The organism is Stenotrophomonas maltophilia group sp. Smal17, assembly GCF_030237045.1.
GTDB lineage: Bacteria > Pseudomonadota > Gammaproteobacteria > Xanthomonadales > Xanthomonadaceae > Stenotrophomonas > Stenotrophomonas forensis.
Genome location: NZ_JASJSU010000009.1, coordinates 22373 through 42617, shown reverse-complemented (window position 1 = coordinate 42617; position 20245 = coordinate 22373). Strand labels below are relative to the sequence as shown.

Here is a 20245-nt window from a genome sequence, read left to right as displayed (position 1 = left end):
TTTTGACGAACACGCTGTTCTGGTAGATTCGGGAACTGGAAACCGACGCCATTCCGCATGGATCTGGCGTCTTCACTCTGGAAATGGCATGGATCAGCTGAATTACCTGATGACGCAGGTTGCAGGTCTTGGCGATGCGCAGCGCCTGTATCGTCTGCAGTCGGAAGCATTCACGGGATGCACCGTGGAGCGCTGGCGTGGACGTGACGCGCTGGGCGAACACGCATGGACCGAGGTCGAGGTGCTCTGCACTGATGCTGGCCTCGAACTGGGGGCATTGCCTGCCACGCGCGCAACGTTGATCACGCAGCTCGCCGACGGCGGGCAGTGGCAGCGCAGCGGGCTGGTGGCCGACGCCGCGCGGGTCGGGGGCGACGGTGGGCTGGTGCGTTACCGGTTGCACCTGGTGTCGTGGACCTGGTGGCTGCAGCATGCGCGCCACAGCCGCGTGTTCCAGGAGCAAGGCATCCGCGCCATTGTCGATGCGGTGCTTTCCGCACACGCCGACATCGCACGCTGGCGCTGGGCCGAAGGCGTCGACGCCTTCCTGGGTGAGCGTGTGCGCAGCTACTGCGTGCAGTACCGCGAGAGCGATCTGGACTTCCTGCAGCGCTTGCTGGCCGAGGAAGGACTGGGCTGGCGCTTGTATCCGGACGAGGAAGCGCCCTGCGGCAATGGCCTGGAGATCTTTGCCGACAGCGTTGCGCTGCCCGAGGATGCCACCAGCGCCGGGGCCGGCGTGCGCTTCCATCGCAGCGATGCCACTGAAACCAGCGACAGCGTGCAGGCCATCGGCCTGCACCGCAGCCTGGCCAGCACGACGGTCAGCCTGCAGAGCGATGATTATCGCCAGGTGCGTGCACTGTCGGGCCAGTCGCCGATGGAAGGCGGCGGCAGCGGGTCCACCCGCGAGGATTTCGATGCGGTGGGCGCCTATGCCTTCAGCGATGGCGCGGCCGCATCGCGCCAGGCCCGCCTGCAGGCGCAGGCGCGCGAAGCACACAGTCGACGCTGGCAAGGGCACGGTACCGTGCGCGGCCTGCAGTCGGGAAGCTGGCTGCGGTTGCAACAGGCCCCGGGCGGTACACCGCCGGAGCTGCTGCTGGTCGCGGTCGACCATGCCGGCATCAACAACCTGCCCACCGACCTGCGTCGCAGCCTTGACGACGCACTCGGCGTCGCCCCCGGCGACAGCGCAGACGCCGCACTGTGGCAGCAGGCTGAGGCGATTGGCTATGGCAATCGATTTGAGGCGGTGCCGCGCGCCACCCCGTGGCGACCCCAGCTGCTGGATGGCACCGGGGCTCGCCTGAATCCTCGCCCGACGGTGCCCGGGTACCAGACGGCAGTTGTGGTGGCCGGCCAGGGAAGTGACAGCAAGGACCTGCACGCCGACAGCCACGGCCGCGTGCGCGTGCGCTTCCATTTCCAGCAGGGGCAGGGCGAGGGTGCCCATGACAGTGCCTGGTTGCGCGTGGCACAGCGCTACGCCGGACCGGGCGTCGGCAGCCAGTTCCTGCCGCGGATCGGCCAGGAAGTGCTGGTCGGCTTCCTGGATGGTGATATCGATCGGCCGCTGGTGCTGGGGGCGCTGTACAACGGGCGAGGCGAGGCCGGCGTGACGCCGACGCCCGCTGGTGCCAGCAGCGAGGGCGATGTCTCTGCCTACGGCCAGGCCGGTGATGCGCGCCACAGCGCACAGGCCAACCTCAGTGGCGGCCAGGCGCCGGCATGGCACGCAGCAGGCGCGGGCGACCAGGCGCATCGGCAGGGCGGAGCACTATGGGGTATCCGCTCGCGCGAATGGGACGGCGGTGAAGGCAGCAACCACCTGTTGTTCGACGATTCCAACCAGCAGCTGCGTGCGCAGTTGGCGAGCAGCCAGCAGGCGTCGCAGCTGTCGCTGGGTCACCTGCGGCACCAGGCTGACAACTATGTCGGCAGCGTCCGCGGCACCGGCTTCGAGCTGCGCAGCGATGCCTGGGGGGCGGTGCGGGCGACGGCGGGCGTGTGGTTCACCGCCTATGGTCATCGATCAACCGCACCTGCAGGCGAGGCGGTGCAGCCCGCCGCGCTGCTGACCCAGCTGCAGGCCCTGGGCGAGCGCTTCACCCAGGCCGCGCGCACGCATGTAACCAGTCCGTTGGCGATGCAGGAGGGGGCCAAGGCCGCGGCGCGCTCCAGGATGGTGGCCGACAAGTCACCGGTCCCCGGCTTGCTGGCGAGCGTGCGTACCACCACCGGTGGCGACGATTTCGGCGCAGGAAAGGGCAGTGCGGCCGAGCGCGCGTCCGAGGCGGGCCAGGGCAGGGTGCCGCATTCGGGCGACCCGCTCCTGGGGATGGCTGCTCCGCAGGGCGTTGTGCAGGTGGCGGGTCAAGCCATGCACTGGAGCAGCGGCGAAGGCCTGCTGCTGGCCAGTGGCAGTCACAGTGAGGCGATCACGATGGGGCAGGCGCGGCTTCATGCCGGGCAAGCGATCGGAGTGCTGGCATCCGTCGTTGAAGGGGCCGCCGCCGCTCCGACGGCACTTGACGTGGTGGCCGGCAGCGAAACGCTGGACATCCAGGCGCATGCAGACCTGGTCCGCATCCAGTCGCGTGGTGCGCTGCGTGGCGCCAGCGCGCAGGCACCGGTGGAGCTCGCCGCGGCCAACACGATCCACGTCGCGACGTCCGGAGGGGCCAGCCTGACCATTGCCGGCGGCAGCATTACCATTGCTTGCCCCGGCACGATCACCGTGCATGCCGGCAGCAAGTCATTTGTTGGGCCGGCCCAACAGGGCTATCCGCTTCCCCAGTTCCCGCGCAGCAGCTGCAAGAGCTGCATTCTCGACGCGATGCGCCAGGGCACGCCGGGAGTGCTGGTGTGATGAATCGTTATGCGGTGATCGACAGCGCGCAGCGGCCGCATTTCCATGAGCGGCTGGAGCGCCTGGGCGCGCACTATCGCTCGCTGTTCGAGGGCACGGCCGAGGCGAGCCTGCTGGATATCGCTCCCTTGCTGGTGGCCTGGCCGGACACGGCCGTGCACGCCAGGCTGGAAGCGGAGATCCGGCAGATGGGCACGCAGCGGCCAGGAGTGACCCTGCTGTGGAGTGCGCTGGAACTGGACGAGCTCGCCAAGCGGCTGCGGACCTTCCATCTGGTCAAGGTGCCCGAGAAGGGCGGTCGCGAAATGCTGTTGCGCTGGTACGACACGCGCATCCTGCCTGCGCTGCTGGAACTGCTGCTGCCCGCGCAGCGTGCCGCGTTGCTGGAGGGCGTGCAGCGCCTGCAGTACTTCGATCGCTATGGCGATCTGCAGGAATGGCCGCTGGCCGAGGTGGACGATGCCGGCCTGCCTGCACTTCCGCCATTGCGCCTGGACCAGCAGCAGTACACGTGCCTGCTGGATGCGTGCGAACCGGATGTGGCCATCGCCCAGCTCCGCCGGGTCATTCCCGATGAGATGAAGCGGGTGCCTTATCGCGCGCTGTACCCGTTCGTCGTCAAGCATATGCAGGACACGATCGCGCACGGCGTGGACCAGGTGGACGATCACGTGCAGTACCTGTTGCTGGCGCTGTACACCTCAGGCGCCTGCCGGGATCATTCCGCCGTGCGGACCCGGTTTTCTCAGGCAGCCAGTGCCTTTGAGGCTCCGTTCCCGGATTGGGCGTCGGCCTTGCCTGACGATATCTGGTTGATGGGCGTTCCATTGTGGGATGCCCCCACGGCCTTGCCGGTAGAGGAACAACCATGCGTTTGATGCGCACTCAATTGCTGGCGGCCTTGGTTCTACTGCTTCTGCTGCCGGTACTGGCCGCGTGCAAGGGGCGGACAGCCTCCACACCGGTGGCTGTGCTGGGCTACAACCATACCGATGCCTACATCGCGCAGTTCCTTGTGAACGGCGGCAGTGGCGGGTCGGCAGATTCCCACTCGGAAGGCGGAACGGTGTGCTGCGCGATGCTGCCTGATCGATGGACACCGGATATGAAGGTGGAGATCGAATGGACGACGGATCTCGAAACGTTCCAGAAGAAGACTGTTGCAGTTCCAAAGTACGACCAGCTCGGAAACCTGGCGGTCCATTTCCTGCGTAACGGACAGGTCAAGGTCTTTGTCACCGGTCTCGTGCTGGGTCATCCCGATTATCCGTTGACCGGCCCTGAAGCGCCCTTGCGCGAAGGCGAGAATCCGGTGTGGGAGCACCTTCGGCGCCCCCTCGAAAGCTGATCAGAGGGCCAGGCGCGAATGATGACGTCAGCAACTGCATCGGGAATGAAGATGCTGGAAACCAGAAGGCAACAGCCATGACGCGCTGCGCGGGTCGCTGCTGCACCCCCAAGGACAAGAAGAAATGATCCCACGATTCGTGCGTACACATCACATTATGCGTGTTCCGCTGCTGTCCGCCTTGGTTGTGCTGCTTCTGCTGCCGGTACTGGCCGCCTGCAAGGGCCAGCCCGCGTCTACACCTGTGGGAGTGCGGGGTTACAACCACACCGACAACCATGTTGCGCAGTTCCTTGTGAACGGCGGGAGTGGTGGATCGGCGTGGCCACACTCCGCAGGTGGAACCGTCTGCTGCGTAGTGTTGCCGGATCACTGGGCACCCGATCAGAAGGTGGAGATCGAGTGGACGACTGACCTTGAAACCTACCAGAAGGCGACGGTATCAATTCCCAGGTATAACGAAGTTGGCAGTCTCGCTGTTCACTTCCTGCGCAATGGCCAGGTCAAGGTGTTCGTGACCAATCTGATACTGGGGCACCCGGACTATCCGTTGACGGGACCCGAGGCGCCGTTGCGTGAGGGGGAAAATCCCGTGTGGGAGCACCTCCGGCGCCCGCCCGCTGGCTGATGGTAAGCGGGGTGGGATCGACAGGGACAAGCAATCCGGCAGGGACGGACATCGGAACAAGGAGGCAAGGACATGAATGAACGCACGGCGACTGGCGCGCAGCCCATGCCCGCCAACGGACAGCGGGCCCTGAGCGGTGCTGAGGCACAGCGGAGGGCGAAGGCGATGGCGTGCCTGCGCGAGAAGGGTTCGCAATGCCAGGGCCAGGTGCATGTGAGCATCTACTTCGATGGCACCGGCAACAACCGTGAGTGGGAAGGAACCTTCGTCACCGGCAAGACACGCGCCACCCGCACCCAGCTTGCACGCAACGGCCACAGCAACGTGGCACGCTTGTACGACGCCAGCCTGGCCGAGCCGGAGAACGGCTTCTTCAGCGTCTATGTTCCCGGCGTGGGGACGCCATTTTCCGAGGTCGGCGATACCAACCAGGATGGCGACACGCTGGGAGGAGGGGCTGCACGATACGGTGCCGATCGCATCCATTGGGCGATCCTGCAAGTCATCAACTCGGTGCATCAGTACCTCAAGTCCAATGATCTGATCACGCCGGCTGAAGCCAAGATCCTGGTCGGTTCGATGAGCGAGACGCGCCTGCTGGAAGGTATGGCGCGCCGTGCCATGCTGACCGGAATCGCGCAACGCCTCGAGCGCGTGGTGAAAAGCCACCAGCGACGCGTCACCTCTGTGCACGTGTCCGTCTTCGGTTTCTCGCGCGGTGCCGCGCAAGCGCGGGCGTTCGTGCATCGGCTGTATGAAACCGCCGAGGCCTGGGGCAGCGGCTGTGGCTACAACATCGCCGGTGTTCCGCTCTACCTCAATTTCATGGGTATCTTCGACACCGTAGCATCGGTGGGCGTTGCTGCCATGAGCCGGGTATCCAAGGGCAAATGGGACTGGGCCGCCGGTGACATGATGAGCATTCACCCCGAAGCCCGGCAATGCGTGCATTTCGCTGCCCTGCACGAGCAGCGCATCAACTTCCCGCTGGATCTGGCGACCAGCGGGAAGGAAGTGCTTTATCCCGGCATGCATTCCGATGTCGGCGGTGGCTACTCGCCCGGCGGCCAGGGCAAGGATTTCGTGTCGGGCGCAGCGAACGGCAAAGCCAAGCTGTCACAGATTCCGCTGATCGACATGCATCACGAAGCCATCAAGGCTGGCGTGATGATGCGGACCATGGATGAGCTCATGGCCAATCCAGTTGTTGCCACGCATTTCGGCTGCCACCCACAGCTGATCCGCGATTACAACGCCTGGCTGACCGGCCATGGGGTACCTGCAGGCGCGCACACACAGCAGATCGCCGGTCATTGTCGGCAGTACGTGGCCTGGAAGGGCAAGCGCCTGCCCAACGGCCCGCAGAGCTTGCTACAGCAGCCGTTCTTCAAGCAGTCCGATGCAGAGGATCAGGTGGATCTGGCCAACGCGCAGCGCGACTTTGCCAATCTGGTCACCGAGCTGGCCCAAGGCAAGAGCGACATGGCGGCTTACCGCCGCCAGCTGGATGAAAGCCAGAAACGCATGGACGCCGGACGCAAGGCCGGACGTCCGGTGTTCGAGCCGACCCCACGAGCGTCCGCTGCGGCCTACACCTACGCAGGCATTCCCGCCGAAACCAGCACCCTGCTGGACCTGGTGCTCAACGCTACGCCGGTGCCTGATGTCAGCACCAACCTGTTCGACAATTACATGCACGATTCGCTGGCTGGCTTCTACATGATGAAGTGGACGGAGCTGAACATTCCGCGCCTCAATACCTACGGCTACCTGCGCTATCGCGAGGTCTTCAGCGTCGCCGGCAGGAGGGCGCAGGAGTGCCGCGATCCCGCCACGCTGCCGCCCGCGAATATCCCCTCCATCGGCGGCGCGTTCCAGCAGCTGGGAACCGCAATGGGCGGCTGACCGGTGAAGATGGCCGGGTTCGTGAGTCGAGCGGCGCTTGCGGCAGCAGGCGTACTGCTTTCGGCGAGTTGCCATGCGCAGCCGCGCGACGTGGGCGGGTGGCGCCGGGTCTCCGACAGTGATTACGCGCGGCACTTCCATTTCTCCATGCTTCCCCATGCTGCACCGGTGGGAAGTCGCTGGGCGATCTACGACGCCAGGGCAGGAAAGGTGGTGTGTTGCCTGTCGGTGCAAGGCGCCGAGGTGAGTGAAAGCGAGCTCCAGGACCGCTTGCACATCCCGGGGCCGTGGGTGACCGATCTGACCAATGGCTGGAATCTGGATGCCGCACCCTATCGTCCGCATGTCCAGCTGCTGAAGGTCCAGGATGCGATGGGCAGCCATACCTTCAGGGAAGAGGGCGACGCAGCGGGTGGCCTGTTGCTGCCGCCAGATGCGCGGGTGGTGGGGCCAGATGCGCTGGAGATTGCCGGGGAGCGCTATACGGTGCAGCGGGATGAAACCTCGCTGGCCGATGGCGATGGTGGCGTACACACCTACACCTTGAAACCGGCCAGGGGCGGTGCAGCCCTGAGGGTCGAGGTGCCTTTCGGAACCTATTAGCGGGCAGGCCTGCTTCGTTGCCTGGCCGGAACCGGCGCCGCCGCGTCCTTGCCCGTCCCCACATGGCAGCCGCTGCATCTTCATGGCATCCTCACGAAACTGATTGGCCTGGTGCCATCGACGGATGAACAACATGCACAACTGGATCGCACCCGCGGCCGGCGCACTGATGGTGGCGCTTTGCCTGGCCGTCCCGGTGGCACAGGCGGCCGAGCCGACCTTCGGTGGCTGGCGCAACCTGGGCTCACGCGATGGCGCCGAGCCGGCGTTGCGGGATGTGCCGTTCGCGCTGCTGCCGGCGCCGGCGAGCCGTGACGCCCGTTTCGCGATCTACGACCGCGAAAGCAAGCGGCTGGTGTGCTGCCTGCAGGTGGCCAGCGCCGAACTGGACGATACGGCGCTGCGCAAGGTCTACCAGCTGCCGGAACAGTGGGTGACCGATCTGCGCAACGGCCGCAGTACGGCGCGGCCGTGGCCGACCCGGGTCTACGAGATGCGGCGTACCGATGAACTGGTCGACTACGGCTTCAGTGATGCGCCCGAAGCCTACAGCGATCTGGGTGGGCTGCTCGTTCCGGCCAACGCACGGCTGCTGCCCGATGGCAGCGTGCAGGCGGGGTCGACCTACCGCCTGCAGTTCCGCAGCACGCCGCTGGGCGATGACAGCAGCGCGCTGGACCGCTTCACCCTGCAGCCGGCCCAGGACGCGGGCAAGCCGGTCGTGGTGGAAGTGTCGTACGGCACCTACTGACCCAGGACAGTGATCCGGCGGAACGCCGGGACCGCCTTGGAAGCGATTCGGCGCGACCCCGCATACCCCGGGCAAGGCAAAGGAAACCTTCCATGCCGCCGGCGCGGTGCGTGGCTGGGAGGGCGGCTACAATACGGGCCGCGGCCGTTGGCCGAGCCATTGACGTGAGTGCCGTGCCCCGCTTGTTGCTGCTGTTGTCCCTGTCCGCGCTGGCTGGTTGTGCCAGCGCTCCGCCACCGCCGGCCCACTCCGATGCGTTGTGGCGGTTGATCGAGCGTGACTGCCGCGGGGCCGAAGGCCCGCGTGGTGACTGCCTGCAGGTGGAGGCGGCAGTGGATCGGCGCGATGTGCTGGTCAAGGATGCGCACGGCGACTACCAGTTCCTGCTGATGCCGCTGGACAAGGTGAGTGGCATCGAGAACCGCAGCCTGTACCAGCGCGGAGCACCGAACTACTTCGCCGCCGCCTGGCAGGCCCGCGGCCATACCGAGCGGGCCCTGGGCCAGACGCTGCCGCGCAGCGTGGCCAGCCTGGCGCTGAATTCACCGCATGGGCGCTCGCAGCATCAGCTGCATATCCACGTCGACTGCCTGCGTGCAGACGTGCTGCAGGCCCTCGATGCGCAGGCGGCTGCGCTGGGCACCGAGTGGGCGCCACTGCCGGTGCTGCTGCGTGGCCATCGCTACCAGGCACGCCTGCTGCCGGGCGCGGAGCTGACCGCCAATCCGCTCAACCTGCTGGCCTATGGCCTGGCAGGCGTGGACGACGTGGGCCAGTGGAGTCTGGTGGTGGCGGGGCGTGACCAGGTGCAGGGTGGCCCGGGCTTCATCCTGCTGGCCACCCGTGTGGACGCGGAAACCGGCAACGAGGCCAGCGGAGAAGAGTTGCAGGACCACGCCTGCTCGGTGCTGACCGGTGCCGGCGATGTGCTGGAACGGGTGCGCTAGTCTGCCACCTGCAGGCCGCTGCGCCACGTCGGCGCGGTCAGTGCCCACAGCTGGCGATCCTGCCAGCCGTCCATGTCCAGATGATGGTCGCGCAGCAGGCCTTCCAGGTTGAAACCGAAGGCGTGCAGCGCGTTGGCGAACGGCGTGTTGCCGTCCGGGGGCAGCATCACGAACACGCGATGCAGGCCGACGCCGTCGAACAGGAACGGGCACAGTGCCTGCAGCATGGCGTCGACATGCGGATGCCCGTGCTGCAGCGACAGCAGCTCGACGCAGCGCGCCTCCTGCGATTGCAGGCGGATGTGCAGCTGGTCCAGCACCGTGCCGTGTTCGTCATCGAACACGCCCAGCAGCAGCTGGTCGTTGTCCTGCTCCAGGCGTGAGCGATGCATGTGGGCGAGGAAGCGTGCCTCCTCGTCGATGCCGGACGGGGGGTGGCGGCCGCGCTGCCGACGGTCGTCGAACAGGCGCCAGCGCGGCAGATCGGTGCGCTGGAACGGGCGCAGGGTGATCGGCGCCACCTGCAGCTGCAGCAGATGGCGGCGCAGCACCGGGCGTAGCGGGGGGAGGGCGGGGGTCGGATATGGGCTGATCATCCCCGCAACGATGGCGAGGCCCGCAGCGGCAGACCATTCAAATCGTTGCAAAAGCGTGATCGCTGCCGCGGCAGGTCTGATTCGGTTCAGGCATAAGTCCATCAGGGCTGGTCATTTCCGTTGAAACTGCCCATTCAGGACACTTTCGTTACGGGAACGTTATGTGCCGATGGCCGCTGCCCGTGCCACCACCCACTCCTCCAGGAAGCCCATGTCTGCCTCTCACAAGGCGCTGCGCCCGCGTCCGCTGGTGCTCGCGCTGTCGTCCCTGATGCTGGTCTCGTCGCCGGCCTTCGCGCAGGAAAGCGCACCCACCCAGCTACAGGAAGTGAAGGTCACCGGCTCGCGCATTCCCCGCGCCAGCGTCGAGGGGCCGTCGCCGGTGACGGTGATCAGCCGTGAGCAGATCGATGCGCAGGGTTACCGCAATGCCTTCGATGCATTGAGTGCCTTGACCGAGAACACCGGCAACGTGCAGGGCGAAGACTTCGGCAACACGTTCACCCCGGCCGCCAACACTATCAATCTGCGGGGGCTGGGCCCGAACCGCACGCTGGTACTGGTCAACGGCCGACGCCAGTCCGACTACCCTCTGGCCTACGAAGGTTCGGTGAACGTGGTCAACCTGGCCAACATTCCGAGCGCGCTGATCGAGCGCATCGAGGTGCTGGCTGCCGGTGCATCGGCGGTGTACGGCTCCGATGCCATCGCCGGCGTCGTCAACATCATCCTCAAGGACCACTTCGAGGGCGTGGACGTGAACGTGCGCGCTGGCGGTACCCAGCAGGGCGGTGGCGACAACCAGCGCGTACAGGTGGTCGGCGGCGGTTCCGGTGAGCGCTGGGACGGCCTGTTCGGCTTCGAGTTCGATGTGCGCAAGGCGATCCACGCGCGCCAGCGCGACTTCATGGATTCGCTGGACGATGACCCGACCGGCAAGGCGCCGCAGGCCACCGCCATCGCCTACCGGCGCAACGCCGCCACCGGCCGCAACATCGACCCGGGTACGAACGGCTGCGACCCGGCGTCGGGCATCTACGGCGGCAGTGTGTTCCGTGCCTTCAACCCGCGCCAGGGCTGGTACTGCGGCAGCAACGAGGCTGCCGCCAGTTACTGGACCGTGCAGACCGAGAAGCGCAACCTCAATGGGTATGGCCTGCTGACCTTCCACGTCAACGAGACCACCGACCTGTTCGCCGATCTGGCCGTGGGCAGCGCACGCATCACCAACAACACCCGCGCGCCCACCTGGACGTCGGCCCGCAACTATTTCTACAACCAGACCACCGGCAACCTGGAGAGCTGGTACCGTCGCTTCGCACCGGAAGAGATCGGTGGCCTGCCGCGCAACGCCAACCGCTTCCTGGAAAACTCGTGGTCGTTCAACGTCGGCGCGCGAGGCCGGATCGGCGACAGCGACTGGGACTATGAAGCGGTCTACAGCCGTTCCCGCTACGAGAACCGTACCCGTCGCCCGGTACTGCTGGCCGGCATCAACGAATACCTGCTCGGCCCGAAGCTGGGCGTGCGCGATGGCGTGGAGGTCTATGCACCGGACCCGGCACGCCTGTTCAAGCCGCTGACGCCGAACGAGTACGAGGGGCTGTCCGACTACCAGGAAAGCCGCAATGCAGCGTGGCTGCAGACCTTCAGCGCCAGCATCAACGGCCGCCTGTTCGCGCTGCCCGGCGGTGATGCCGCGCTGGCGGCGGTGGTCGAGGCCGGCAGCCAGGGTTACCGCAACCGCCCCGATCCGCGGCTGGGGAGCGGAGAGTTCTGGAACACCAGCGCCGGCATCGGTGCCGGTGGCGAGCGCGACCGCTATGCGGCGGGTGTTGAACTGCAACTGCCGTTGCTGAAGTCGCTGACCACCACCCTGGCCGGTCGCTACGACCAGTACCGTGCCGGCGGCGAGCACCTCGGCAAGGCCACCTGGAGCTTCGGCGTGGAGTTCCGCCCGATCGAGAGCCTGCTGATCCGTGGTACCGCTGCGACCAGCTTCCGCGCGCCGGACATGAACTACGTGTTCGCCACCGAGACCCGTGGCTACAACCCGGGCATGACCGACTACTGGCGTTGCCGCACCGCAGGCCAGTCGTATGACAACTGCGACTACAACGGCCTGTCGATTGACTACAGCAACCGCGCGAATGCGCAGCTGCAGCCGGAAACCGCCAAATCCTATGGCTTCGGCGTGGTCTGGTCGCCGCTGGCCGGGCTGGATTTCAGCGCTGACTACTACGACATCCGCATCGACAACGAGGTGACCAGCCTCGACACCAGCCGCATCCTGCGCGACGAGGCCGATTGCCGCCTGGGTCGCACGCTGGGCGGCGAGGCGCGTGATATCGGCTCACCGTTGTGCCAGGACGCGCTGTCGCGGGTGATCCGCAACCCCTCCAATGCCACCGTGCAACCGGACCAGGTGACCCGCGTGCTGATCAACCCGATCAACGCGGCGTCCGAATCGGTGCGCGGCCTGGACCTGAAGGGCAACTGGCGCTTCGATGCGGGCCGCTATGGCCGCTTCACCACGCGCCTGGCCTACACCGTGGTGCTGGAGCACACATACCGGCAGTTCTCCGACGACCCGGAGCGCGACATCCGCAATTCGCTGGATGACTACCAGTGGCGCAGCAAGGCCAACGGCAGCATCACCTGGAACCAGGGTGACTGGACCACCACGCTGTATGGCAACCGTTTCGGCTCGCTGCCAAAGAGTGATGGCAGTGGCCGCATGGGTCCGTACATGACCTACAACGCCAGCGTGTTCCGCCAGTTTGGTGACAACCTGTCGGTGGGCGTGATCGTCAACAACCTGCGCGACAGCCGCCCGCCGGCAGACAGGAACGGAGGCGGCTGGCCGTTCTATCCGGTCGGCAACTACGACCCGTATGGCCGCCAGTACTGGTTGCAGCTGGACTACCGGTTCCGCTGATCCCGCTGCAAGCGAAAGGCCCGGCATTGCCGGGCCTTTCGCCTTTCACTCATCGTGTGGTGCCGCTGCGCCCGCCGTCGGTTCAGGGCAGCGCCTGCTGCAGGTACGACTCGATGACATAGCTGAAAGGCTGCTGCTGGCGGTCGCGCAACAGGGCGCGCACTTCCAGGATCACGCCATGATCGCCTTCGCCGCGCGGCGGCCAGAAGGTCTGGTCGGCCAGGGTCTGGCGCTGGAAGCCGAGCGGGCCGACCACGCGCCCGAAGGGCTCGTCGGTGCTGTCCAGCACGTCGTTCATGGCCGGGCTGAGGTGGCCGGGCAGGTACCAGTTGTCGGCCTCGGACAACACGCGGGTGCCACAGACCAGCTGCACGCGGCGGTAGCGCAGGGCGGTACCGGATTGCGCCGCGCCCAGCGCCTGCAACACGTCGGCCGGTGCCGGCTTGTCCTGGCCGCGCACGCGCACCGCACGCACCCGTGCCTGCTCGGCCAGGCCATGCTCGGCGCACCAGTGCTCCAGGGTGGCGGTAGCGCTCTGCCCGGACAGCACGCGCTGGTGCAGCCGTTCGACCAGCGCAGCCGGCGCGATGCGCTGCTGTCCAGGCGGTGCCTGCAGCGGTGCAGTGGCGGCGGCATCAGTGGCGGACAGGCTGGCGATCGGGGCGGCGGCAAGCAGGGACGCGGCCTGCCAGCGGCGGAGACGATCGTGGCGGTCGGACGGGCCCATGCGGCATCACAGCGGAAACAGGTGCCTATGGTACCCGTTCAGGCGTGTGCACGGCGTGGCAGCGGCCGGCCGTCGTTGCGGCATTCATCGTTCTGATGAATGCATGGCATCCAGATATTTCGTTGGCCGATGGGGGTGCCGGGGGCGCAGGATGGCGCCATGACCTGGCTTTGCGGGAGTTTCCGATGACGCTTCAGTTCGTCCATGGCGGCGTGGATCGCGACGGTGCACCGTTGCATTTCCACATCCGCAACGGACGCATCAGCGGCCTGAACGCAGAAGGCACGCCGCGCGAAGGTGCGGAAAGCGTCGATCTGAGCGGCTTTGCCGTCCTGCCAGGCCTGGTGGACGGCCATATCCACCTGGACAAGAGCTTCGTGGGTGATCGCTGGCATCCGCACCAACCGGTGAACAGCCTGCGTGAGCGCCTGGCGGTGGAGAAGGCGGCGGTGGCGGGCGCGGCACCGATGGTCGACCGGGCCGAGGCGCTGATCCGCCAGTGCAGCGGCTTCGGCACGGTGGCGATGCGCTGTCACGTCGACATCGATGGCAGTACCGGGCTGCGCCATCTGGACGCGGTGCGCGAGGCGGCGCTGCGCTGTGCCGACATCGTGCGCATCCAGCTGGTGGCGTTCCCGCAGGCCGGGGTGATGTCCTGCCCAGGCACCGCCGCAGTGCTGGAGCAGGCCATTGCCGCGGGCGTGGAGGTACTGGGCGGCATCGACCCGACCACCCTCGACGGCGATGCCGAAGGGCAGCTGGCGCTGTTGTTCGGCCTGGCCGAGCGCTATGGCGTGCGGCTGGACATCCATCTGCACGAACCCGGCGAGACCGGGCTGGCACAGCTGCTGCGCATCGATGCGCTGGCGGTCGACCACAGTGCGGGCGCCGGCGAAGCTCTTGACGCTGTCGTGCAGGCCGGTGCCCAGCCAGCTGCCGGAGACCTGGATGCTGTCCAACGTGGTGGCGCCGTCCTGGGCGAAGGCGCTGGCGGCCGGGAGCAGGCACAGGGCGAGGGCGGCGGCCAGCGGCAGGTGGGCCGGTCGGAGGGCGTTGATGGGCATCGGCGCAGGTCGTGGAAGGTCGTAAATGAGAATTATTGCTGATTCCATTCGCCAATGGAATGCGTCTGCGGTTCATGCCGATGACCGGGTGGTAGAGTGATGGATTGCTTCCTGACTCGCTGAGATCCGCCATGTCCCAAGCCGCTTTCTACCCCGTCGGAACCCCTGGCCAGCCGTGGGGAGCGGCGGAACGGGACCAGTGGCGTGGCCGCCAGCAGCGCCTGCGTCGCTATGACCAGGAGGTGTTGCCGCGCATCGAGGCACTGGCCTCGCGCTTCGACAAGGTGGCTTATGGCCAGCTCGACTACGCGGGTGAGATCTACACCCTGTTTGCCCTGCGCAGCCGTGACTGGAATCCGGCCCTGCCGGCGGCGCTGGTCACCGGTGGCGTGCACGGCTATGAGACCAGCGGCGTGATGGGTGCGCTGGAGTTCCTCGAGAAGCACGCCGCCGACTATGCCGGCAAGGCCAACCTGCTGGTGGCACCGTGCGTGAACCCGTGGGGCTTTGAGCGCATCAACCGCTGGAACTTCGATGCGGTCGACCCCAACCGCAATTTCCGCGCCGATGGCCCGGCGCGAGAGTCGACCGCCGTGATCCAACTGATCGCGCCCTACCAGGGCCAGTTCGTGCTGCACATCGACCTGCATGAAACCACCGACAGCGACGAGAGCGAGTTCCGCCCGGCCCTGGCGGCGCGTGATGGCAAGCCGTTCGAGCCGGGCCTGATCCCGGATGGCTTCTACCTGGTCGACGACACCGCGAACCCGCAGCCGGCGTTCCAGCAGGCGGTGATCGCCGCGGTGGAGAAGGTCACCCACATCGCCCCGGCCGACGACAAGGGCGAAATCATCGGTTCGCCGGTGGTCGCCCATGGCGTGATCGAGTACCCGCTGGAGAAGCTGGCGCTGTGCGCGGGCATCACCGGTGCGAAGTACACCACCACCACCGAGGTCTACCCGGACAGCCCGCGCGCCACGCCGCAGCAGTGCAACGACGCACAGGTGGCCGCGGTGTGCTCGGCGCTGGATTACGCACTGGCCCATCGTTGACGAAAAAGGGGACGGAGGGAATTAAGTCGTTTGTGGCACAAACGACTTAATTCCCTCCGTCCCCTTTTTCGGTTCACCCCAACGCGTCGACCCACCACAGGGCGGCCGGACCCGGCGGCGTGTCGCGGCGCCACAGCAGGTCGCTGTGGATACGCCGTGGCCAGCCGGGCAGGGTCAGTTCCACCAGCTGCCCACGGTCATAGCGCTGTACCAGCGCGCGTGGCAGTTCGGCCCAGCCGATGCCGTCCTCGGTCATCTCCATCACCATCAGGTAGTCGGTGGCGGTCCACGCCAGCCCGGTGGCTGCACGTGCATGTTCGACCTCGGCGCTCAATCGCACCTGCCGGTACCGGGCCAGCTGGGCTGCCGCGCGGCGGCCGGCGTCGGCCAGCGGATGGTCGCGCGCCACATAGATCGATAGTTCGCTGTGGTGCGCCAGCGGTCGGGCCACCAGTTCATCGGGATAGCGTTCCTGCCTGGGCAGCAGGCCCAGGCCGGCCCTGCCGCTGCATACAACTTCCAGCACGTCCTCACCTTCGGCATCCAGCCATTCCAGCTCGATTTCAGGGAACGCCTCCGCAAACCGTTGCAGGACCCGCAGCTTCGGATCAAGCTGGTAGACATCGGAGAACACCACGGTCAGGCGCGCTTCGACCGGTGCGGCCAGGCGCACGCTCAACTGCTGAAGGCGCACATCGGCGGCGAGGATCTCCTGGGCATGCCCGAGCACCTGTCGGCCGGCTTCGGTCAGCTGTGGGTAGCGCCCACTGCGGTCGAACAGGCTCACGCCCAGGTCGGCTTCGAGGTGGGCGATGGCGGTGCTGACCGTCGACTGGGTCTTGCGCAGCCGGCGCGCTGCCGCCGAGAACGAGCCGAGCGCTGCGGCTTCGACGAAGGCCTGCAGGGATTCAGGAGAGTAGGGCATTGATCCATCGCTCTTGTCGATGGAATCCATTTTGATCCCACCGTAAAAGACGATGATACTGCCGGTCGTCGCCCCTGTCTGTGGGGCGTTCCGGATCATCCACGCATGGCGTGGATCTACTGATGACGGGGCGCGGTCCCCGCCCTGCAAGGAGTTTCACATGTCCCGCACTGTTCCCGCCCGTGGCGCGCTGGTCGCCTGGGCCTGCCTGACCGTGGCGATCGTCGCCGAAGTGGTCGGTACCTCGTTCATGGCCCATGCCGCCCGTGATGGCGGCTGGACCGGTTACCTGGTCATGGCTGGCGCGCTGGCGCTGTCCTATTACTTCCTGGCGCTCTCGGTGCGTCGCATCGCGGTCGGCGTGGCCTATGCGGTGTGGGAAGGCCTCGGCCTGACCCTGCTGACCGTGGTCGGCGTCACCGTGTTCGGCGAGAGCCTGTCGCTGCAGCAGCTGGCCGGCCTGGTGCTGGCGGTGGTCGGCATCGTCTGCGTCACCCTCGGGGAGGCGCACTGATGAACACCCTGGCCCTGTTCTTCGTGATCTGTTCGGCCTTGATCGACGTCGCCGCCAACATGATGGTGGCCAAGTCGGAAGGCTTCCGCCGCTGGCGCTGGGGTGTTGCGGCGATCGTCATGGTCTGGATCGCCTTCGCCCTGCTGGGCCAGGCGGTGCGCTACATGGACCTGGCCACCGCCTATGCGATGTGGGGTGCGATCGGTGTGATCGGTACCGCTACCTGCGGCCGCCTGCTGTTCGGCAACCGCCTGCGTCCGATCGGTTGGGTCGGCATCGCGCTGGTCACGTTCGCGGTGCTGCTGCTCAGTACCGCGAAGTAATGCGCCGCTGTGCCAACCAAGGTTGGCACCTGCCAGTGCTGAGTCGCCGGCACCTGCCGGAGCGTGAGTCGCGCAGGCAAGCGCCCCGGGGAGGATCTCCCCGGGGCGCTGTCGTATCCGCAGGGCTCAGAAGCGTGCGGTGAAGTTCAGCCGCGTGGTGCGGCCCGGGCCCGGCATCAGGCTCATCGCCAGCATGTCCATGTAGTAGGTGTCGCGCAGGTTGCTGACCACCAGTTCCACCTCGGCTTTCGGGGTGAACTGCCAGCGCGCGTAGAAGTCATAGATCGCGGTGGGCAGGTAGATGTTCTGCAGGCCGGTCGAACCGGTGGTGTTCCAGGGCTTGTCCAGTTCATGGGTGGGGCCACTGTTGTAGGTGCGGCGGATGCCGGTATCCAGGCGGCGGTCGAACAGGCGGAAGCCCAGCGTGCTGTGGATCGAGTACCTCGGCGGATTCTGCGCGTTGACGAACGAGGTACCGAAGCCGCCGTCCACGCAGTCCGGCGTGGTATCCAGCTTGCTCCACTTGGCATACGGGTCTTCGCGCAGGCGCTTGGCGGTGGCCGCATCGCAGGTGCGCGCGCGCTGGTAGTAGCTGGCCGACAGGTCCAGGTAGGCAATGCCGGCGTCATAGCCCGACTGCAGCTCGTAGCCGGACACCGTGTAGTTGTCGACGTTGTCGACGTAGAACGCCCAGGTGCTGGAATCGAAGCGGCGGGTGATCGCGTTGTCGATATCGTTCTTGAACCAGGCCACCTTGAACGCCAGGCGGTCGCCGTCACGCCAGAGGTCCTGCTTGAGCAGGCTGAAGCCGATGTCCCAGGAGCGGTTCTTTTCCGGCTTCAGGTCGGCCACTGGCGCCGAGGTGCTGTTGCCCAGCGTCGATTCGAACAGGCTGGGCATCTTCCAGCCCTGCGCGTACTTCACGTAGAAGAACATGTCCGCATCGAGGTTGAAGCGGGCCTCGGCATACGGCGCGAAGCCATGGCCGGAGCGGCGGATCGCCGGCTTGTAGCCCCACGCGGTGGGAATCTGCTTGGTGTAGAAGCCGTTGGCACCGCGCGGATCGGGAATGAAGCCATCGAAGTCGTAGGCCTGGCCCAGCGTGCTGTCGCCATAGGGCGTGGCGCGCAGCGAGTCATACGTGTAGTTGCCCTGTGCGTCCGGGTACCACTCCTTGTACCAGCCCGGCAGCAGCTGGCCGCCCTTGCTCAGGCGGGCGAAGGTGTAGCGCAGGTCGCGCGATTCGCTGACGAAGGCCACGCGGTTGCGGTCACGGGTGCGGTAGTCGATGAAGCGGCCGCCCGCGGTCAGCGACAGCCAGTCCCACGGCTGCCACTGCAGCGAGGCGACGACGCTGGCTTCGCGGCGCGTGCCCGAGCGCAGGTAGCGGTTGTTGTTGTAGTCCACCGGCAGCACCGGTGAATTCGGCGCGGTGTCCTCATGCTGGAAGGCGGCACCGTAGCGCAGCGTCCACTCACCCAGATCGTTGCTGAAGCGGGTGGTGTTGCTGCTGTCCACGCCCCAGCGCTGGGTCTTCACGTCCGACTGCAGGCCCGGGCCGTAGGTCTCGCCCAGCGTGTCGGGCATGGCGTCGCCCGGATAGTTCTTGAACAGCGGCGTGTTGGCGATGTTGCTGTTGAACATGCGGCTGGTGGCGGTGGTGAACCACAGGGTACTGCTCAGGTCCAGCCACGGGTGTGCCTCGGGCCGGTAGCGGTGGCGCAGCGAGGTGGCGTTGACCCGCATCTTCCCCGGCTCGAACTGGAACATGGTGTTGGCCTTGTCCACGTAGGTCACCCATTCGTTGGACTCGCCCACGCGGCCGATCGCCGACGGCATGATCTCGCCGAAGCTGGAGTTGAAGAAGCGGTGGCTCAGCTCCAGGCGCTGGTCGGGGTCGGGTGTCCAGGTGAATTTCAGCAGTGCCGATTCGTTGTCGGTATGCGTGTTGAGTACCTCATCGCCTGGATGAAAGAGCTTGGACACCGCCTGGCTGGACATGCCGGTGCCGCCGCTGGACAGGTGCTGGTCGTCGTAGCGGTGCGCGCCGTTGCTGCCGGCAAAGTAGTTGCCCTGGCGGCGACGTGCATAGGCGGCCACCAGCTGCCAGTCTTCGCCGCGCTGGGCGAAGGCCACGCTGCCATTCCAGTCACGCGGGTCGCGCAGGCTGTTGCGGTTGTCGCTGCCACGCGCTACCTGCTTGAACACGCGCGTGCGGTCGATACTGTTGTCGGCCACGCCGCCGCGCACGCGCAGGCCCCAGTCCTGCCCATCGTCGAGGATGTCATCGACGTTCAGCGTTTCCATGTAGACCACGCCGCCGATCGCGCTGGCGGCATTGGCGGCCAGGCTCGGTCCCTTCTCGATGCTGACCGCGCTGATCAGGTCCGGATCGAGGTAGCTGCGCTGCTGCACGCCGGCATAGCCGCGGTACACGTCGATGGCCTGCTGGCCGCCGTCGATGATCACCGGCACCCGGTTCTGGCCCTGCAGGCCGCGGATGTTGACGTCCAGCGCGCCGCCATTGCGGACGTCAGCGGTATGCACGCCGACCGCACCGGCCAGCACATCGCCGATCGACTGGCCGCGGAAGCGTTCCAGCTGCTGGCGGTCCAGGTGCACGCGCGAGCCGCTGTCACGGTAGACCGCATCGGCGTCGGCCAGGCCCCACGGCGAAGCGCCTTCGCTGGCCTGGCCAGCCACGCGCAGGGTGCCGATCTGGCGCACTCCTGCTTCAGCGTTGGGTGCCGCCTGCAGCACCACACCGCTGGCATCACGCTGGAAGGTCAGGCCGGTACCGGCCAGCAGCTGTGCCAATGCGGCATCGGCGTCGAGCGTGGCCTGTACGCCGTTGCTGTGGCGACCCCGGGTCAGGCGCGCGTCGGCGGCGATGGACAGGCCCGATTGCTGGCCGAACGCGGTCAGGGCCTGGTCGAGCGCACCCGCCGGGATCTGCCAGCGCACGGATGCTTTGGTGTCCTGTGCATGGGCGGCGGCCGGCAACATCCGCAATGGGTTCCCTTGCTAGGCCCGGTGAGGGCGCAGAAAGGGA

The 20245-nt window shown here is 66.6% G+C and carries 16 protein-coding genes and 2 pseudogenes; 13 read left to right on the top strand and 5 right to left on the bottom strand.

The features are described from left to right. Nucleotides 1–88: 88 nt before the first annotated feature. The 8 genes from QRO93_RS04455 to QRO93_RS04420 all read left to right on the top strand — a co-directional run bounded on the left by QRO93_RS04455 (nucleotide 89) and on the right by QRO93_RS04420 (nucleotide 9054). Complete coding sequence (locus tag QRO93_RS04455; RefSeq protein ID WP_053450023.1) at nucleotides 89–2872, top strand: type VI secretion system Vgr family protein; 2784 nt, start codon at nucleotides 89–91, stop codon at nucleotides 2870–2872. Further along, the gene (locus QRO93_RS04450; protein WP_180880271.1) at nucleotides 2872–3750 is read left to right on the top strand and encodes a DUF4123 domain-containing protein; all 879 of its coding nucleotides are present in this window, start codon (nucleotides 2872–2874) and stop codon (nucleotides 3748–3750) included. Before QRO93_RS04455 ends, QRO93_RS04450 begins: the two co-directional genes overlap by 1 nt. Further along, nucleotides 3741–4220 (top strand): DUF3304 domain-containing protein, encoded by a 480-nt coding sequence (locus tag QRO93_RS04445; RefSeq protein ID WP_258011023.1) that lies wholly within the window; start codon nucleotides 3741–3743, stop codon nucleotides 4218–4220. The genes QRO93_RS04450 and QRO93_RS04445 overlap by 10 nt, the downstream gene beginning before the upstream one ends. A 124-nt stretch (nucleotides 4221–4344) precedes the next feature. Next, the gene (locus QRO93_RS04440) at nucleotides 4345–4848 is read left to right on the top strand and encodes a DUF3304 domain-containing protein (protein ID WP_258011022.1); all 504 of its coding nucleotides are present in this window, start codon (nucleotides 4345–4347) and stop codon (nucleotides 4846–4848) included. Between the two features lie 333 nt (nucleotides 4849–5181). Continuing rightward, nucleotides 5182–6753, top strand: a complete 1572-nt coding sequence (locus tag QRO93_RS04435; protein WP_343203064.1) for a DUF2235 domain-containing protein — start codon at nucleotides 5182–5184, stop codon at nucleotides 6751–6753. Between the two features lie 9 nt (nucleotides 6754–6762). Next, complete coding sequence (locus QRO93_RS04430; protein WP_180880269.1) at nucleotides 6763–7356, top strand: hypothetical protein; 594 nt, start codon at nucleotides 6763–6765, stop codon at nucleotides 7354–7356. 133 nt (nucleotides 7357–7489) lie between these two features. Beyond that, entirely contained in the window at nucleotides 7490–8107 is a 618-nt protein-coding gene (locus tag QRO93_RS04425; protein ID WP_053451329.1) for a hypothetical protein, read from the top strand. 173 nt (nucleotides 8108–8280) lie between these two features. Continuing rightward, nucleotides 8281–9054 carry a CDP-diacylglycerol diphosphatase gene (locus tag QRO93_RS04420; protein ID WP_180880284.1) on the top strand — a complete coding sequence of 258 codons (774 nt, stop codon included), beginning with the start codon at nucleotides 8281–8283 and terminating at the stop codon, nucleotides 9052–9054. Here QRO93_RS04420 and QRO93_RS04415 read toward each other — a convergent pair. Continuing rightward, nucleotides 9051–9650 (bottom strand): GNAT family protein, encoded by a 600-nt coding sequence (locus QRO93_RS04415; protein ID WP_285303969.1) that lies wholly within the window; start codon nucleotides 9648–9650, stop codon nucleotides 9051–9053. The two genes, QRO93_RS04420 and QRO93_RS04415, sit on opposite strands and share 4 nt — an antisense overlap. A gap of 211 nt (nucleotides 9651–9861) precedes the next feature. Between QRO93_RS04415 and QRO93_RS04410 the strand changes: the two genes are divergently transcribed. After that, nucleotides 9862–12588 carry a TonB-dependent receptor domain-containing protein gene (locus QRO93_RS04410; protein WP_285303968.1) on the top strand — a complete coding sequence of 909 codons (2727 nt, stop codon included), beginning with the start codon at nucleotides 9862–9864 and terminating at the stop codon, nucleotides 12586–12588. A gap of 82 nt (nucleotides 12589–12670) precedes the next feature. On the opposite strand, the gene QRO93_RS04405 is transcribed toward QRO93_RS04410, so the two are convergent. After that, on the bottom strand, nucleotides 12671–13315 hold the full coding sequence (locus QRO93_RS04405; protein ID WP_164240422.1) for a hypothetical protein: 645 nt from the start codon (nucleotides 13313–13315) through the stop codon (nucleotides 12671–12673). 185 nt (nucleotides 13316–13500) lie between these two features. Between QRO93_RS04405 and QRO93_RS04400 the strand changes: the two are divergent. Beyond that, nucleotides 13501–14238 (top strand): annotated as a pseudogene (locus QRO93_RS04400) (metal-dependent hydrolase); the annotation flags it as partial. Here the strand turns inward: QRO93_RS04400 and QRO93_RS21605 are convergent. Then, nucleotides 14167–14379: pseudogene (locus QRO93_RS21605) on the bottom strand (TonB-dependent siderophore receptor); the annotation flags it as partial. The pseudogenes QRO93_RS04400 and QRO93_RS21605 overlap by 72 nt on opposite strands. 131 nt (nucleotides 14380–14510) lie before the next feature. Here QRO93_RS21605 and QRO93_RS04395 point away from each other — a divergent pair. Next, a complete protein-coding gene (locus QRO93_RS04395; RefSeq protein WP_180880782.1) occupies nucleotides 14511–15431 on the top strand; it encodes a M14 family metallocarboxypeptidase in 921 nt (306 codons plus the stop codon). A 73-nt stretch (nucleotides 15432–15504) separates the two neighbouring features. Here QRO93_RS04395 and QRO93_RS04390 read toward each other — a convergent pair whose 3' ends face one another. After that, nucleotides 15505–16356 carry a LysR family transcriptional regulator gene (locus tag QRO93_RS04390; RefSeq protein ID WP_285303967.1) on the bottom strand — a complete coding sequence of 284 codons (852 nt, stop codon included), beginning with the start codon at nucleotides 16354–16356 and terminating at the stop codon, nucleotides 15505–15507. 160 nt (nucleotides 16357–16516) lie between these two features. On the opposite strand from QRO93_RS04390, the gene QRO93_RS04385 reads away from it, so the two are divergent. Then, the gene (locus QRO93_RS04385; protein WP_053449983.1) at nucleotides 16517–16870 is read left to right on the top strand and encodes an SMR family transporter; all 354 of its coding nucleotides are present in this window, start codon (nucleotides 16517–16519) and stop codon (nucleotides 16868–16870) included. After that, a complete protein-coding gene (locus QRO93_RS04380; protein WP_053512188.1) occupies nucleotides 16870–17193 on the top strand; it encodes a multidrug efflux SMR transporter in 324 nt (107 codons plus the stop codon). Before QRO93_RS04385 ends, QRO93_RS04380 begins: the two co-directional genes overlap by 1 nt. Nucleotides 17194–17319: 126 nt before the next feature. Here QRO93_RS04380 and QRO93_RS04375 read toward each other — a convergent pair whose 3' ends face one another. Further along, nucleotides 17320–20199, bottom strand: coding sequence for a TonB-dependent receptor domain-containing protein (locus QRO93_RS04375; RefSeq protein WP_285303966.1), 2880 nt, complete (start codon nucleotides 20197–20199; stop codon nucleotides 17320–17322). Nucleotides 20200–20245 lie beyond the last annotated feature (46 nt).